The organism is Planctomycetota bacterium, assembly GCA_021414025.1.
In the GTDB taxonomy this organism is placed as follows: domain Bacteria; phylum Planctomycetota; class Phycisphaerae; order Phycisphaerales; family SM1A02; genus SYAC01.
In genome coordinates this window covers 215,674-231,809 of the sequence record JAIOPG010000008.1, presented here as the reverse complement: position 1 = coordinate 231,809, position 16,136 = coordinate 215,674, and the positions used below count along the sequence as shown (strand labels likewise).

Genomic DNA, 16,136 nt, shown 5'->3' with positions numbered 1-16,136 from the left:
CGCAGCTTCAGCCGCCGATGGCAACCGAGCCAAAAATGCTTTTTATCGCGGCTTCACCCTTCTCCAATTCCAGCAATTTCTGCTTGCGCCACATGCCGCCGCCGTAGCCGCCAAGCTCGCCGCTCTTGTTGAGCACGCGGTGGCAGGGAATCAGGATCGCGATCCGGTTCATTCCGTTGGCGGTGCCGACCGCGCGAGAGGCGCCCGGGCGGCCGAAGCGCTTGGCCAGCTCTTCGTAGCAGATGGTTTCTCCGTGGGGGATCTTTCGCAGCTCGGCCCAGACCTGCTCCTGGAAAGGCGTGCCCGGTGCCACCAGCGGTACCGTAAAGTCCCGCCGTGCGCCGGCGAAGTATTCGTCCAATTCCGTCTTCAACTTTCTGAGCCAGCGGTGCTCGCCGGGAACCAGCGCCGCGCCGAGGCGCCGCTGCACGGTTTGCAGCTGCGCTTCAAGCATGCGCCGGTCGGTGAACTCGAGCAGGCAGACTCCCTCGTCGCGCGCGCCGGCCAGCAGCGGGCCGACGGGGCTCTCGATCATCGCGGTAATCACGGGTTCCATGCTTCGGCCCTTTCCCGGCGCCTGGCCGAATGACTTTCCGAACGCGTCACGGAACCCGCTGTGTGAGCGATAGCCGCTCTCAAAGACCGCGTCATCCACCGAGGCGCCGCTGCGCAATTGCCGCAGCGCTCCGCCCAGCCGCTTGGCCCGGCAATACGCCGCGAAGGTCATGCCGTAGTGCGCCACAAACCAGCGCCGCACGCGGCCCGGGTCGAGACCGCGCTCACGAAGGTGATGGGCCTGCACGCGCGGCTGTGGGTCGGAATCGATCTCGCTCAAGAGTGGCGCAACCCAGTCCGGCGCTGCGCCCGGCGCTTGCAAGGGCTTGCAGCGCTTGCAGGCGCGGTAGCCGGCGAACATCGCCTCGCGCACCGTGCCAAAGAATTCGCAGTTCTCCGGCTTGGGCTTGCGGGCCGGGCAGGTCGGCCGGCAGAAGATGCCCGTGGTTCGGACCGCGGTCCAGAAGAGGCCGTCGTAGCTTGCATCCGACGCGAGGAACGCACACTCCATCTCTTCGCGTGAAATCCCCGAGGGTCGGCCTGGCGCGGTGCGTGCCGATGCAGCGAACGGGATGGACTGGGACTTGCTCATGGCACGAATCGTAGAGAGGGTTTCAGGATGCAACCACCGAAAACGCAGCGGCAAACTCGGCCGAATGTCATTCATTCACCGATGGAAAAATAATACTGGCGGCTCTTGCGAGCCGCCAGCGTAGTGTCAATTCAAAGTTGCAAACTCAGGCGCGACGACGACGGGCTGCGAAGCCTGCGAGACCCACGAGCGCGAGCGCTCCTGGAGCAGGAACCGCACCCACTTCGACAACCTGCGAGCCATCGCCGATGTCGTAGGCCCAATCCACAACGGTGCGATCCAAAATGGTCGCACCGACATGCATGCGAACCCAGCCGATGAGCACATCGGTTGCATTCTCAAAGGAAAGAACACCCACATAGTTGTCCGAGTTCACTTTCCACTGTCCAGCGGGGGCTCCGACAAGCACGGCGCTGCTGCTGAAGGACCATCCATACGCACCGTTCATGGTGCTGGCGTTGTTCGCCGATCCATCGAACATCAGGAAGCTGCCGGCGTTCAGGTTCACCGCGGTGCCCGATGAGGTGGTGCCGCAGAAATAGACATCGGGAACCGGGTAATTGGTTCCGAATCGAAGGACAGAGGAACTCCACGGGTTGATGTGCCAGCCAGGAGCATCGCCTGGAGTGACTCCATTGTCGCCCGTGATCAGGTTGAGGTACAGACCTGCAGTTGTTGCAGGGGCTGCGATGTTCTGAATGCCGCTGTACACCAGGGCTGCATCAGACTTCTGTGCAGCGCCAAGGACGGCGACGCCGGCAGCTGCGACGGCGCAAGCTGCAAAATGACGACTAAGACGGTTATTCATGAGAAACTCCAGGAAGGGGAAAGGGAACAGAGAAAGGGAAGTGAAAGGGAACGCCGATTTCGCGGCGTGGGCTCAAACTAGCCCATAAGCGGTTAAAATCAACTTAAATTCTTAAAAACACTGGATTTTTTGCTTCTTTATTCAGCGCCGAAAGTGCGGTATTTCGAGTCCTTTGGCCTGTTTGAAAGGCGAAACCAGCCATTTTCCCCAATATGATCGACCCGATGCCCGCCAATCAACGATTGCTCATCATTGGCTGGGATGCCGCCGACTGGAACCTGATCGACCCCCTGATGGCCCAGGGAAAGATGCCCAATTTGAAGCGACTGGTCGAAGCGGGGGTCCGCAGCGACTTGGCCACACTTGAGCCGACGCTCTCGCCGATTCTTTGGTCCTCCATCGCCACCGGCAAAACCGCCGACAAGCATGGAATCCTGAATTTCGTGGAGCCCAATCCCGCCGGCGGAGGGGTTCGCATCGCGGCCAGCACCACCCGGCGCACCAAGGCGCTGTGGAACATCCTGACCCAGGCCGGCTTGAAGGTGAACGCGGTGAGCTGGTACGCCTCGCACCCCGCCGAGCCGATCAGCGGCGCCTGCGTCACCAATCTTTTCCAGGAGGGCGAACCTGCCGACGCGAGCATGCCGTGGGCGCTGCAGGCGGCGGCCGTCCATCCAGAGTCATTGAGCGAATCTCTGGCCGCGTGCCGCGTGGCGACTTCCGGCGTGAAGCGCGAGGAAGTGCTCGCCATGATCCCCATGCTTCACGACTTGAAACGCGGCGACGAGCGGCCCCGGGCGCTGGCCAAGCAGCTGGCGCGAATGAAGTCGGTGCATCAGGCGACCCTCTCCATTCTGCGCGGTTCGACCGACTGGAACTGCACCATGGTGTTCTACGAGACCATCGACACCATCGGCCACCACTTCATGCAGTTCGTGGCGCCGCGGATGCCGCACGTGCACAAGGACGAGGTGCGCTGGTTCGGCGGCGTGATGAACCGGACCTACGAGCTGCACGACCGGATGCTGGGCGAGCTGCTGGAGGCGGCCGGACCGGGGACCACCGTGCTGCTGCTGTCGGACCATGGCTTCCATTCCGACCATCGGCGGCCCACGATCAACACCGACGACGCCAAGGAGCGCGCCGCGATGGAAGCCATGTGGCACCGCCCTTTCGGTGTGCTGGCGATGTCGGGGCCCGGCGTGAAGCGCGGCGCCGCGATCGTGTCGAGCAATCTGCTGGACATCGCGCCGACCGCTTTGGCGCTGCTGGGGCTTCCCGCCGGCCGCGACATGGATGGCCGAGCGCTGCTCGAAGCCCTGGAGCCGGACCGGAACATTCCGCCCATCGAAAGCTGGGACGCCGTGGAGGGCAACGCGGCCATGCATCCCGCCGAAATGCGCAGCGATCCCTTCGAGTCGCAGGACGCGCTGCAGCAACTGGTCGACCTGGGGTACATGGCGGCGCCTTCCGAAGGCGTGCAGGCGCAGCTGGATCTGGTGCGCCGCGAAACGCGCTTCAATCTTGCCGTCACCTACTCCTCGACAGGCCGGCCGCACCTGGCCCTGCCCATTATGGAGGAACTCTTTCGGGAGTGCCCCGGTGAGAAGCGATATCAAAGCGACCTGGCCAAGATGCAATACCTGGCGAATCGATTCGCGGAGTGCGTGGAAGGCTTCCAGAAAATCCTTGCGGAAAATCCGCAGGATGTCGACGCGGGTTTGATGCTGGCCAGCGCTCTGATCCAGTTGAACCGGATGGACGAGGCAAAGAAGGAGACCGAGCGGCTGGTGAAACGGCTCGGATCGCAAGGTCAGTACGCGTTGGCGCTGGGCAATCTGCTCTGCGCATTCGACAAGTTTGAAGAGGCCCTGCGCCTCTACCAGCAGGCGGGCAAGTTCGAGCCGGACAATCCGATGGTGCACCTGGGTCTGGCGCGGGCTTCGCTCGGACTGAAGCGGTTTGATGACGCGGTGGACCACACGATTCGGGCCGCCGAGCTGCACCACCTGCTCCCCGAGGCCCATTTTCTTCTCGGCGTGGCGCTGGCCTGGCTGGAGGATTTTCCGCACGCCCGGCAGTCCTTCGAGGTGGCTCTCTCGATGCAGCCCAACCTGGTCGACACCCATCGCTTCATGACGCTGGTCTGCGGAGCCCTCAACCTGAGTGAGCCGGCCGCGAAGCATGCCGCGCAAGCCGATCTACTGCTCAAGCAGGTCGAAGGGGTCGATGCCGCCCGCGCGGAAAAGGGCGCGGCGAAATCTCCGCCGGTGCGTGTGCCCGCATGGGGCTGGCAGGCGTTCGAGCAGCGGCTGCGCTCGAAGCCGAACGCGTGAGGTTGGGCGATCGAGCGCCGGGGCGGCGCGAATTCAATCACGATTGCTTGTTGCGATGCAGCGAGGGGTCCACGGCGTTGGCCATGGCCGCTTCGTCCAGGCCTCCGCCGAGAAACGTGTTGATCGCCTGCGCCTGGCGCCGCGGGTTCGAGATGAACTCGGCATGGTCCAGTTCAATCACCTCGAAGTTGGGGCGCTCCGCGAGCCATGCCTTGACGGCGGCAAGCTGCGCTTCAAAGACGCTCATCAGCCGCTCCGGCGGCAGCGCCGCCCCCTTGCGCCCGCTCCGCTCCAGCATCACCGACTGCGAGCGCACCACCTCGCGCAGCTCGCGGCGCATCAGGATCACCTTGTAGGGGCGGTTCGCGGGCAGTTCCATCAGCAGCAGATGGATGATCTTCACCGCCTTGCCGGCCGCGTCGTCCAGCCACGCCTTGTCGCTCTTGAGTTGCTTGACGCGCTCGAATTCGAGATAGCCGCGCGGGTTGTCTTCGTCGGCGGTGCGGAGGGCGTCGGTGAGCACGGGGATTCCGCCCGCCTGCAGCATCTGCATGGCCATGCTGGTGCCCGAGCGCGGCAGTCCCGAGACCACAATGACCGGTCGTTGGTTGCTCATCATTGCCAATGTATGGCCCGGCGGGGGGATGCACATCCCGCCCAATGCTGGCAATATGCAGCCCATGAAGAGGACGCGACCACGGCTTGAGAAACCTTTTGCGGAGGCAGGTTCGTCGGCAATGCAGCACGCTTGCAGATTGTTTTTTTGGACCACGACCGCCGCGATCGCTGTCGTCCTCTCGGGATGCGCCGCGCCCGCGCCGATTGAAAAACCCGCCGTCGCCGTCGAAGTCGATCCGGGCCAGGTCTGCCTCTTCACCCGCGACGGCGCGCCGGTGACCTGGCTGGCGATGATGCGCGAGCTGATCCAGTGCGACGCGGTCTTCCTGGGCGAGTCGCACGACGACGCCCACGGCCACGCGCTGGAGGCGCGCATCGTCCTTGAACTGCTCGCGGCGTGGCCCAGCGGCGCGCTGAGCATGGAGATGCTGGAGCGCGACGAGCAGATCTACGCCGACCAGTGGCGCATCGGCAAGATCGACGCGCAGATGCTTGCCGAAAAGACCAACAGTCTGGCCTGGGCGGGCAAGGGCTCCTGGATGGCGTGGTACCAGCCCATTCTGGACGACGCGAAATACCAGGGCGGCGTGATCATCGCCGCCAACGCGCCGCGCAAGTATGTGCGCACTGTCTCCAAGGAGGGAATGCAGGCGCTGCCCCCGGTCACCAGCGAGGAACGTGCGCTCTTCGACGTACCGGCGTTGAAAAACGAGGGCTACCGCGAGGACTTCCGCGCCTTCATGGTCGAGATGCGCCAGGAGGAGGGGCAGCCAACGCCCGTCGTCACCGATGAGGAAGTGGACAAGTTCATCGCGGCGCAATTGATGTGGGATGCGACGATGGCGCACTCCGCGGCAAACGCTCGGCCCAAATACCGCGTGGTGCACATCGCGGGGTGCTTCCATATCGATCGCAGCGGCGCGACCGTGGCCGAGTTCAAGAACCTGCGCCCCTACGACAAGGTGGCGACCGTGTCGCTGGTCAGCAGCGACGCGTGCGAGTTCGACCAGAAGAAGGACAAGGACCGGGCGACCTTCATCATCTATACGCAGAGCCGGCGCGACGCGCCGAAAGCCGCGGTCAAGTAGCGAAGGCGCAATCAGGTAGCGCAGGAATCGGAGCCCGCGGCGCCCTTGTTCCAGGGCATGCCGCCAAGGATCGAGGCCAGGGCGCAGGTGCCCGACGCGCCGGCAAAGAGCAGGCCTGCGCCAAAGAACGCCGGGATGGCGACGAAGCCGGGGTGCACAAACCACGCCAGCGCCGAGCCGCCCAGCACACCGACGCCGATCACGATCTGCACCTGCCGCATCACGCTGATCCGCGAAACTGTCGCGTTGACCTCTACCGGAAGATTCTCGCTTTTCCACGCCTCGATGCCGCCGACCATGCTGACCACCTCGACGCCGGGCTTGCAGAACGCGGTCGACATGAGCGCCGCGTCGGCCGAGCGACGCCCGCTGTGGCAATGCACCACGAGCTTCTGCCCGGGCTTGGCCAGTTCCTGCACCTTGCCCGGATCGAACTTGGAAAGCGGCGCCAAAATCGCCCCGCGGATCCGCTCGCGGGCGTGCTCATCGGCCTCGCGCACATCGACCAGAACCGCCTCGCCCTGGCTCAGCCATTGCTGCACCTGGCGGGGCTTCGCTTCCTTATATGGATTGGCGGTGACGGACATTCTGAAATGCTAGCGAGAAGTTGGATGGATAGGAGCGGCTTGACCGAACCAGCCCGGCATCGCACGCGGCGCCTGACGAACCACGATGTATCCGGCCATGACGACCAGAAAGATCGAGAAGACGCGTTTGAGCATCCGCGGATCGATGCGCCCCGCGAAATGGTTTCCGACCAGGCTCCCTGCAATTCCCGCCACTGTGAATACGCCAATGATGGTCCAGTCGATCCGCCATGGAGCGATGGCGCCCGCTTCGCCGCCGCTGCCAGCCATCCAATAGTTCAAGAATCCCGCGGTGGAGTTCACCGCGATGATCGCCAGGCTTGTGGCCACCGCCACCGGCATCGGCAAGCGCAGCATGAGCACCAGCACCGGCACGATTAGAAATCCACCGCCGACCCCGACCAAGCCTGTTGTGAATCCGAGCGCAAAACCCTGGAACAGGATCAACCACAACGATCCGGTCTTCTTCACCCCGGGCGTCGCGGCGATTGCCGTGGCACCGCTTCGAAACATGAGCAGTGAGGCCGTGAGCATGAGTCCCGCAAGCAGCAGCAACTGCACGGCGCCGGGAATGAATTCCCCCACGTACACGCCGGCGATCGTTCCCGCGATTCCCGGAAACGCGAGCAGCGCGGCGCTGCGGAAGTCCACGCGCTTCTGAAATGACGCGCGGATGACGCCGGTGAGCGCGATCGCGCCGACGATCGCCAGCGATTCCACCACGGCACTCTTCTCGTCGTGGCCGACGAGGTAGACCAGGATGGGAATCGTCAGGATGCCGCCGCCCGAGCCGAGCAGCCCCAGGGCGAGGCCGACCGCCGCGGCTCCGAGCAGGATCAAAATCACGCGAGCATTTCCCGCGGATTATTTCTCAACCAGCACCTTGGCCTGCTCCCAGGCGAGCATTCCGCCGGCGAGATTGGCGACTTCGTAGCCATGCTTCTGCAGCAGCGAGCAGGAGAGCGACGAACGGCCTCCACTTTTGCAGTTGACGAGAATGCGACGATCCTTGGGCACTTTCGAAATATTCGAGAGCAGTCGCGTGTGCGCGATGTTCAAGGCGCCGGGAATGTGCCCTTCGACGAACTCGGCGTTGCGCCGCGCATCCAGCACGAAGGGGTTGCTGGTGTCCAGCAGATCCTGCGCCTCGGCGACGGTGACCTCGGCGGTGGGGACAAGCTTGCCGCCCGCGGCCTCGTAGGACTTCATCGCACCGGCGTCGAACCAGCCGCCAAAGTTGTCCAGGCCCACACGGATCAGGTCGCGCGTCGCCTCGTCCAGGCGCGCCGGATCGACGATGAAATAGATCCTCTCCGTCTCCGCGACGACCGAGCCGGCGTCTGTACTGAACGAACTGTTCAGCCGCAGCGACAGCGCGCCGGGAACATGCCCCGCCATGAACGCGGGCCACGGCCGCGTGTCCACGATCGCGTTCTTGAAGCCGTCGACGCTCTTGAATTCCGCGGCGGTCATGGGCGGAATCTTCGGCACGCCGCCCAGCACTTTCGGCCCCATCTTGTTGTCGCGCTTCATCCGCGCGAAATAGAGCGGGGGCTCGGGCTGCTCCTTCAGGATGAAGTCCACGAAGCGCTGTTCATTGTCGGCGGCCTTGATCGAGGGGTTGAACATCTTCTCGTAGCCCACGGTGCTCTGCGGCACGGCGCCCAGGGCCTTGCCGCAGGCGCTTCCGGCGCCATGCGCCGGCCAGACTTGCAGGTAGTCGGGCCACTGCATGAAACTTTGAACCGTCCTGTAGAGGCGGTGCGCCGAGGGATCCGCCTTGCCCGCGATTCCCGCAGCGCTCTCGAGCAGATCGGGCCGGCCAAGGTCGCCGACGAAGACGAAGTCGCCCGTGGCCACGCCCATGGGCTTGTCGGCGCCGCCGCCGCGGTCGGTGACCATGAAGCAGATGTGCTCCGGCGTGTGCCCCGGCGTGTGCATCGCCTTGAGCTCGATGTTGCCCACCTGGAATGTGTCGCCATCCTTGAGCAGGCGATGGTTGTAGCTGCCGCCGCCGGTCTTCTTGTCGAGCCACTGGTATTTCCAGTCCGCGTCGCCCTCGTCGGAGAGATAGATCTTCGTGCCCTTCTCCGCGAACTCCCGCGCGCCGGAGAGGAAGTCCGCGTGGATGTGAGTTTCGGCCACGGCCACGATGCGCAGGCCATTGGAGGCGGCCAGCTTTTCGTAACGGTCGATGTCGCGCTCGGGGTCGATCACGATCGCCTCCCCGGTGCGCTGGCACCCGATCACATAGGCGGCTTCGGCCAGTTTCTCGTCGTAGACCATGCGTAGAAACATTGTGAAATCTCCTTGTTGTCCTTGGCTCATCCAGTCTATCGCGAAGCGGGCAGACTCCGCGCTGCAAGCCTCTGAATCGATTCGCATCCCGCACCACAACGGCGCGTTTCGCCGAAGCGCATCCCGAAAAAATCCAGTAGGATAAAAACGGGAATGGATTCCCGAATTGAGCTCGCTCAATCCAGTGCTTCTCAACCACCTCTTCAAAGGTCAAGCATGAAAAATTACATCGTGGAGTTCATCGGCACATTCTTCCTGGTCCTGGTCGTGGGTCTGACCGTGATGGATCCCGGGTCGACCAAGTTCGCGCCGATCGCGATCGGCGCCACGCTCATGGTGATGGTCTACGCCGGCGGTGCGATCTCCGGCGGGCACTACAACCCCGCGGTCACGCTCGGCGTCTGGATGCGCGGCAAATGCGCGTCGAAGGATGTGATTCCCTATTGGGTCGCCCAATGTGCAGCCGCTTTCGTGGCCGCCTGGGCCGTCGCCTATTTCAAGGGCAATCCGGCGAATACCGCGATGACCCTGGATGTGCCCAAGGCCCTGTTGAACGAGTTCATCTTTACCTTCGCCCTGGTGTATGTCGTGCTCAACACCGCGACCTCCAAGAAGTCCGCGGGCAATTCCTACTTCGGACTGGCGATCGGCTTCACCGTCGTGGTGGGGGCGTTCGCAGGCGGCGCGGTTTCGGGTGGTGCGTACAACCCGGCGGTCGCGACCGGCATCACCGTGATGGGATTGACGGCAGCCGCCAACTTCTGGGTCTACCTGGTCGGATGCTTCGCGGGCGGTGCCTGCGCTGCGCTGGCCTACAAGGCAGTCAATCCGGACGAATAAATTTCTCCGTTCACTTTGCAGTTCGACATTTCAAGGAGCAAACATGGCCGGCAAAATTGCATGGTTTGAAATTCCGACGGCTGATTTCGCGCGGGCGCAGAAATTCTACGAGGGAATTTTCGAAACCAAGCTGCGCGTCTTGCAGGTGGGACCCGACTTTCAGATGGCCGCCTTTACCGACGGGGCTCAGATGCATGGCGCACTCATCAAGCAGGCCACCTACGAACCGAGCCACAAGGGGACGATGGTGTACTTCGACGCCGGTCCCGATCTCAACGCGGTTCTGAATCGGGTCGAGAAATTCGGCGGCAAGATTTTGCGGGCCAAGCTCCAGATCAGCCCCGAATACGGTTACATGGGCTTGTTCGAGGACAGCGAAGGCAACCGAGTGGCGCTTCACTCGATGGCGTAAGTATTCAGGCGCCGCACTTGACTTTGAGGGCCTCGCCGAATTTGGTCAGGTAGAAGTCGTAGCCCGTGAAGAGCCGCATGATGGCGCGGGGGATGGCGCTGTTGACGGTGCCGGTTTCAGTCACGGTGATCCTGGTTCCGCCCGAACCCGCATCCTCGAAGCGGTGCTCCCACCTGCCGCTAAACATGCCGTTGTCGTCGGCGATGGTGCGGGTGACGAGGCTCGGCGGCGTCTTGACCGTCTCCTCGAGCACGAAGGAATTGCGGCCCTGCTGCTGGCGGAAGACGCGGTGGCCGTCGTGGTCGGGCAGCATCTCGATCTTGTCGATGCCGGGAAGCCAGGTCGGGAAAGCGGAGACATCGTCCAGCAGCGCCCAGACTTTCTCGCGCGGCATGGCCACGGTGACGCTCATGGTGGCGGTGTGCGTTGCGGGCAGGAAGGAGCCGATGATGCCCAGGGCGCCGATGAGCAGAACGATGAGGCCAAAGATTGCGAGGACGATATAGAGGATCATGCGCATCTCCATGGCTCCGTGGTGTGGAAATTGTACTGGTAGCATCGCCGCGCATGCTCCGGCTCACTGATCTTCGAAAATCCTTCGGCAGCGTCCGGGCGGTCGACGGACTTTCGCTGGAGATCCGCACCGGCGAGGTCTTCGGGTTGCTCGGTCCCAATGGCGCGGGCAAGAGCACCACGATCAGCATGGCGATGGGATTGCTGCGGCCCGACTCCGGCACGGTCGAGCTCGTCGGCGCCGGCTCGCCGATGGATCCCGAGGTGCGCCGCAAACTTGGCCTGGCGCCGCAGGCGATCGCGCTCTACGGCAACCTCTCGGCGAACGAGAATCTGCTCTTCTTCGCGAGGCTCTACGGATTGGCCGATGCGAAGTCCCGCGTTGCCGAAGTGCTCGAGCTGGTTGGGCTCTCGGCCCGTGCGAAGGACCATGTCAGCGGATACTCCGGCGGCATGCAGCGCCGGCTCAACCTGGCGGTGGCGCTCCTGCACAAGCCGCCGCTGCTGCTGCTGGACGAGCCCACGGCCGGCGTCGATCCGCAGTCGCGCAACAGCATTCTGGACCTGGTGCGCACTCTGGCCAAGGGCGGCTGCACCATCGTCTACACCACCCACTACATGGAGGAGGCGCAGAAGCTCTGCGACCGCGTCGGCGTGATCGACAATGGAAAGCTGCTCGATGTCGGCACGGTGGCGGAGCTGGTCTCGCGCCACGGAGGCGACAGCGCCGTGGTGGTCGAGCGCTCCAACGGCAATGGCGAAGCCGCCGAGGAGCGCGTCCTCACCAAGGATCCGCTGCGGGAAATCTCCTCGGCTCTGGCCCGCGGCGACGTGAGCGGAGTGCGCGTGGAGCGACCCACCCTCGAGTCGGTCTTCCTCTCCCTGACCGGAAGGAGCCTGCGGGACTGATCCCGCGAATCCATGCGCCCCATCCTCACCATCGCCCTGAACGACCTCAAGCTGCTCATGCGCGACAAGGCCAACGCCTTCTTCACCTTTGTCTTTCCCATCCTGATCGCGGTCTTCTTCGGCATGCTCTTCGGCGGCGAGGCCGGGCAGCGCCCGCTCGACCTGGTGGTGCTGGACGAGTCTCACTCGGAAGCCTCGGCGAAATTCATCAAGGACCTCGACGACGATTCGATCCTCAGCGCCCACACGGTGCCGACCCGCGCCGAGGGTGAAAAGCTGGTGAAGCGAGGCGACGCGCTGGCCTGCATCGTGCTGCCGAAGGATTACCAGGAGAACTCGGACAATGTGTTCGCAGGAGGCGGAATCAAGATCGACGCGATCGTGGATCCGTCGCGCAAGGCCGAGTCGGGCCTGCTGGTGGGCAAGTTGAATGAGATGGCGTTCAAGCAGCTCAGCGGCGCCATGGGCAATCCCGATCAGTTGAAGCGCATGCTCGACAAGTCGCGCGCCGGCATCGACGCGTCGACCACCATGAGCGGCGGCGAGAAGTCGCTGTTCAGGGGATTGTTCTCGACCGTCGAAAAGATCTCCGCCGGCAGCGGAGCCGGCGACAAGGCGTCGGGGGGCGGACCGCTGGGCGGGGGCGGCGGCTGGTCGCCCGCGAAGATCACGCTCGTCGAGCTTGAATCGAACAAGGACGGCCCGCCGAGCACCTACGCGGTCACCTTTCCGCAGGGCATCGCGTGGGTGCTGATGTCATGCATCGCCGCCTTCAGCGCCGGCATCGCCACCGAGCGGGCCCGCGGCACGCTGTTGCGGCTTTCGGTGGCGCCGATTTCGCGCGGCCAGATCCTCTGCGGCAAGGCGCTGGGCTGCTTCATCGCCTGCGCCATCGGCATCGTGCTGCTCATGCTGGTGGCGAGGCTCTTCTTTGGCGTCAACCTGGGCAACCTGCCGATGCTCGCGCTCGCGATCGCCGCCTCCAGCGCCGCCGGCGCCGGCGTGATGATGTTGATCAGCGGCATGTTCCGCACCGAGGCCGCCGCGCATGGCGCCGGGCGCGCCATCGTGCTGGTGCTGGCCCTGATCGGCGGCGGCTCGATCCCGCTCTTCTTCATGCCGCCGGTCATGCAGATGATCAGCTCGGTCTCGCCCTTCAAGTGGGCGATCAAGGCCGTCGAGGGGGCGATCTGGCGCGGCTTCACCGTGACCGACATGGCGCTGCCGGTCGGCGTGCTGCTGGGGCTGGCGTTGGCCGGCGCCATCGCGGGATGGATTTCGGTGAAGCGGGGGGACGCGTGAGCGAACCGGAAGATCTCAAGCGCGAAGTGGAGCGGCTTGCCGAAAGGCTGGCCAAGGTCGAGCGCATGCTTCGCCTCTACAGCTTGTCGCAAGCGCAGCCATCCCATCCCATCGGGCTGCCCGCGGAGCCGGTCACTCCACCGGTCGCGCACACTTGGACAAGTATCGCCGAACGGTTGAAAGAAACGTCACCTTCTCCGCCCCCGGCGCCACATGCGGCGCCGACGCCGACACCCGTCATTGAGCCCGTGGTCCATGCAGCGCCGGCGGTCGCCGCACGCGTTCCGGACACATCCGACGCCATCCGCACCTTGCCGAAACTCTCGCCCAGCGACGCCGTGATGGAGCGGCCGGCCCGGTCGTCATCGCTGGAATTGATGATCGGCGGCAAGGCCATGGCGTGGGTCGGCGCGATTGCCGTGCTACTGGGCGCGGCCTTCGCGATCGCGGTCGGCGTGCAGCGCGGCTGGTGGGGAAGTCTTCCGCCTTCGGCGCGCTGCATCGGCATCGCCCTGGCCGGCGTCGCCATGATGGTCGGCGGAGAAATCGCCCTGCGGCGCATCGGCCGCGCCGCTTCGGCCGGCCTCTTCGGCGCCGCACTGGGCACGCTCTATCTGGATGCGTTCGCCACTTTCCGCTTCTTCGACCTGCTGGAAGTGCAGGGGGCCTTCGTGCTGATGGCCGTGGTGGCCGTCATCGGACTCGCCATCACCTACCGCACGCGCTTCCTGAGCATCGGCGTGCTGTCGATCGTCGGCGGCTATCTGACTCCGCTGCTGCTGCGCGGCCAGAGCGGGAACGACCTGGTGCTGCTGGGCTATCTGACGATGCTGCTGGGCATTTCGCTGGGGCTTTCGGCGCTGGTGCCGCGGAGTTTCCGCCGGCTGCGCTATGTGGCGTTGGTGGCGCACACGGTGCTGGCGCTGATGTGGTTGCTGGGGAACTCCTCGCAGACGGTGCTGGCCATCGTGTTCATGAGCATGTGGTGGGGGATGACGCTGCTGGAAAGCGTCTACGCCGCGCTGCGCCGTCAGTCGGCGCAGGGCAATGTCGCCACCGTGTTGACGATCACCACGCTCTATGTCACCGGCGTCTGCTGGCTTCTCCGCAGCGCCACTGCAACCGGTGGGCAGTGGCTGGGTGCTTTCACGTTCGCGGTCGGCCTCTTGAGCGCCGTGATCGCGCTGCAATTCGGCCCCAGGCTTGACGCCCTGCGCAACCGACCCATCACTCCGATGGACAAGCTTGCGGTGGCGCTGTGGCTGCAATTCGGCGTCCTGCTGGGCACGGCGGTCGGCTTGCAGTTCGAGGGCTTCGGCCAGTCGATCGGCTGGCTGGCGATCGCGCTGGCCGCCGTCGAGCTCGGGCGGCGACTGCCCTCCAAGGGAGTGACGAGTTACGGACTGGTGGTCGGCGCGCTGGCTCTGACTCGTGTGTGGTTCCTCGACTTGTTGCCGCCCATCATGCGCGCCGAGATCTGGACCATGGGCGACTTCCACATCAATCGATGGTCGATTCTGGCCCTCGACGCGCTCATGGTGACCCATCTTGCGGCGCAGCGCATTCGCTTCCGAATCGAGCCGGCATCGCCGCGTGGTCCGGTGACACTGGCGGCGCTGGGAAACATTCAATGGCTGGCTCTGATGGCGGCCTGCTGCACGAACCTGACCCTGACCGGCGGCTGGCTCTTTGGCGTGGTGTTCCTGATGGCCCTGGAGTCGTGGGGTCGCCGGCAGAAGTATTTCGAGATCGCGCTGCTGACGCTGACCCTTACGGCGGCCCGCTGGCTGATCGTCGACGCCCTGGGGTCGCGCATGAACCCCTCGTGGTCCGCGTCCGACGCGCTTCCGATTGTGAACTGGCAGATGGGAATGGCCGTGGCGATTGCCGCGACCGGCTGGTGGGCCTACCGGATCCTGCGGAGTCCGCAGCGCAAGAGTTCCACGGCCGGCCCGCTCTCGATGGATCCCGGCCGCAACCTCTGGCAGTGGATTCTGGTGGTCGGCGTCCTCTTCGCCCTGGTGGCGATGAGCTTTGAGATCGATCGCGCCGTGGTGCGCCGAGTCGTCGGCTCCCCCGGAACGTGGGGCGCGGTGTCGCACATGCGGCAGCTTCTGCTGACATTGCTGTGGTCCTTCGGAGCGCTGGGCCTGGGGCTGATGATCCGCTCCGTGCGGCGAACGCACTCCTCTGCGGCGGGTTCCGCCCCGGCGATCCTGATGGTCTTCGCCTGGCTGATGCTCTGCCTCTGCGCCATCAAGTGGATCTTCGTCGACACGCTGCAGTTCTGGCTGCTGGGCGATTCCAACGCGGTGATCGGATCCCTGCCGCTGGCCAATGTGCAGATGTTGGTGGGCATCGCGCTGGCAGTGTGCGCGATCGTGCTGGTGAGCCTGACGCGCGCGGACGCGGCGGGCGACGCGCCGCTCAGCGCGGACGAATCGTTTTTCCAACTGCCGCTGCAGCGCACCGAAGTGCTGGTGCCGATCGCTTCGTGCCTTGTGGTGCTGTGGGGTGCGTCTTTTGAAGTCGACCGCGCACTCTGCCGCGTGAGCGAACCCTGGCCCCACTTTCTTGCGGCGTGGCCGCCGGTGCAGTTGCGAGGATTGCTGTGGACTGCGCTGTGGGCAGTCGGCGGCCTGACGATGATGGTGGTGGGAAAGCTGCGCCGCATGAACGGGCTGCTCACCTCGGGCTGGCTGCTGCTGCTGGCCACCGGCCTGGCGTGGCTGACCTTCGACACCATTGTCTTCCGCATGGAGCGTGAGATCGCCCCGGTGCGGGTGGTGCTCAACCTTCAATTCGCCGTCGGCGCGCTGGTGGCGGCGCTGCTGGTCGCCGCCATCGGAATCCTGCGCAACGAAGCCCGTCCTTCCGGCGAACTCCGCAGGGGGGAAATCAAGCGGGCGATTCATGTCAATTTGGGCATCATCGCCCTGATCGGTCTGGTCCTGGGAAGCTTCGAGATCAACCGCTGGTTCACTCCCGATTGGAGCGGCGTGCAGACGGGCCTGAGCGTCTACTGGGGTCTCTACGGCGTCGCGCTGGTGCTGATCGGTTTCACGCGCCGCGCCTCGACGGCCCGGTACGCGGGCCTCGGGCTTCTGGGCATCACCTTCTTCAAGGCCCTGGTCTTTGACATGAAGAATGTCGATCTGGTGTGGCGGGCGCTGATCTTCGTCGTGGTCGGCCTGCTCTTCATCGGCGTGTCGGTGGTCTACGCCAAAGTCGCGCCGCGCATGTTCGGCACGCGCGACGAGCAGGACCCGAGTCCCTGA

14 protein-coding genes are annotated in these 16,136 nt (G+C 64.6%); 7 read left to right on the top strand and 7 right to left on the bottom strand.

Going from position 1 to position 16,136, the window contains the following annotated elements; translation table 11 throughout:
• Window positions 1-7: 7 nt before the first annotated feature.
• Both K8R92_12060 and K8R92_12055 read right to left on the bottom strand, forming a co-directional pair.
• Window positions 8-1,066 carry a methylated-DNA--[protein]-cysteine S-methyltransferase gene (locus K8R92_12060; protein MCE9620625.1) on the bottom strand — a complete coding sequence of 353 codons (1,059 nt, stop codon included), beginning with the start codon at window positions 1,064-1,066 and terminating at the stop codon, window positions 8-10.
• Window positions 1,067-1,292: 226 nt separating this feature from the next.
• The gene (locus K8R92_12055) at window positions 1,293-1,955 is read right to left on the bottom strand and encodes a hypothetical protein (protein ID MCE9620624.1); all 663 of its coding nucleotides are present in this window, start codon (window positions 1,953-1,955) and stop codon (window positions 1,293-1,295) included.
• Window positions 1,956-2,179: 224 nt separating this feature from the next.
• Here K8R92_12055 and K8R92_12050 point away from each other — a divergent pair, with 224 nt between their 5' ends.
• Complete coding sequence (locus K8R92_12050; GenBank protein ID MCE9620623.1) at window positions 2,180-4,291, top strand: alkaline phosphatase family protein; 2,112 nt, start codon at window positions 2,180-2,182, stop codon at window positions 4,289-4,291.
• A 37-nt stretch (window positions 4,292-4,328) separates the two neighbouring features.
• On the opposite strand, the gene K8R92_12045 is transcribed toward K8R92_12050, so the two are convergent.
• The gene (locus K8R92_12045) at window positions 4,329-4,910 is read right to left on the bottom strand and encodes a sulfotransferase (protein ID MCE9620622.1); all 582 of its coding nucleotides are present in this window, start codon (window positions 4,908-4,910) and stop codon (window positions 4,329-4,331) included.
• A 118-nt stretch (window positions 4,911-5,028) separates the two neighbouring features.
• Here K8R92_12045 and K8R92_12040 point away from each other — a divergent pair, with 118 nt between their 5' ends.
• Complete coding sequence (locus K8R92_12040; GenBank protein ID MCE9620621.1) at window positions 5,029-5,997, top strand: ChaN family lipoprotein; 969 nt, start codon at window positions 5,029-5,031, stop codon at window positions 5,995-5,997.
• A gap of 11 nt (window positions 5,998-6,008) precedes the next feature.
• On the opposite strand, the gene K8R92_12035 is transcribed toward K8R92_12040, so the two are convergent.
• From K8R92_12035 to K8R92_12025, 3 genes are read right to left on the bottom strand one after another with little or no spacing between them, the layout of a single operon-like run.
• Window positions 6,009-6,584 carry a rhodanese family protein gene (locus tag K8R92_12035; protein ID MCE9620620.1) on the bottom strand — a complete coding sequence of 192 codons (576 nt, stop codon included), beginning with the start codon at window positions 6,582-6,584 and terminating at the stop codon, window positions 6,009-6,011.
• Between the two features lie 9 nt (window positions 6,585-6,593).
• On the bottom strand, window positions 6,594-7,430 hold the full coding sequence (locus K8R92_12030; GenBank protein ID MCE9620619.1) for a sulfite exporter TauE/SafE family protein: 837 nt from the start codon (window positions 7,428-7,430) through the stop codon (window positions 6,594-6,596).
• 18 nt (window positions 7,431-7,448) lie between these two features.
• On the bottom strand, window positions 7,449-8,882 hold the full coding sequence (locus K8R92_12025; GenBank protein ID MCE9620618.1) for an MBL fold metallo-hydrolase: 1,434 nt from the start codon (window positions 8,880-8,882) through the stop codon (window positions 7,449-7,451).
• A 216-nt stretch (window positions 8,883-9,098) separates the two neighbouring features.
• Here K8R92_12025 and K8R92_12020 point away from each other — a divergent pair, with 216 nt between their 5' ends.
• On the top strand, window positions 9,099-9,722 hold the full coding sequence (locus tag K8R92_12020) for an aquaporin (protein MCE9620617.1): 624 nt from the start codon (window positions 9,099-9,101) through the stop codon (window positions 9,720-9,722).
• A 43-nt stretch (window positions 9,723-9,765) separates the two neighbouring features.
• Window positions 9,766-10,134, top strand: a complete 369-nt coding sequence (locus tag K8R92_12015) for a VOC family protein (protein MCE9620616.1) — start codon at window positions 9,766-9,768, stop codon at window positions 10,132-10,134.
• A gap of 4 nt (window positions 10,135-10,138) precedes the next feature.
• Here K8R92_12015 and K8R92_12010 read toward each other — a convergent pair whose 3' ends face one another.
• On the bottom strand, window positions 10,139-10,648 hold the full coding sequence (locus tag K8R92_12010) for an SRPBCC family protein (protein MCE9620615.1): 510 nt from the start codon (window positions 10,646-10,648) through the stop codon (window positions 10,139-10,141).
• A gap of 53 nt (window positions 10,649-10,701) precedes the next feature.
• Here K8R92_12010 and K8R92_12005 point away from each other — a divergent pair, with 53 nt between their 5' ends.
• From K8R92_12005 to K8R92_11995, 3 genes are read left to right on the top strand one after another with little or no spacing between them, the layout of a single operon-like run.
• Window positions 10,702-11,556 carry an ABC transporter ATP-binding protein gene (locus tag K8R92_12005; protein MCE9620614.1) on the top strand — a complete coding sequence of 285 codons (855 nt, stop codon included), beginning with the start codon at window positions 10,702-10,704 and terminating at the stop codon, window positions 11,554-11,556.
• A gap of 12 nt (window positions 11,557-11,568) precedes the next feature.
• Window positions 11,569-12,858 (top strand): ABC transporter permease, encoded by a 1,290-nt coding sequence (locus tag K8R92_12000; GenBank protein ID MCE9620613.1) that lies wholly within the window; start codon window positions 11,569-11,571, stop codon window positions 12,856-12,858.
• Window positions 12,855-16,136 carry a DUF2339 domain-containing protein gene (locus K8R92_11995; GenBank protein MCE9620612.1) on the top strand — a complete coding sequence of 1,094 codons (3,282 nt, stop codon included), beginning with the start codon at window positions 12,855-12,857 and terminating at the stop codon, window positions 16,134-16,136. The genes K8R92_12000 and K8R92_11995 overlap by 4 nt, the downstream gene beginning before the upstream one ends.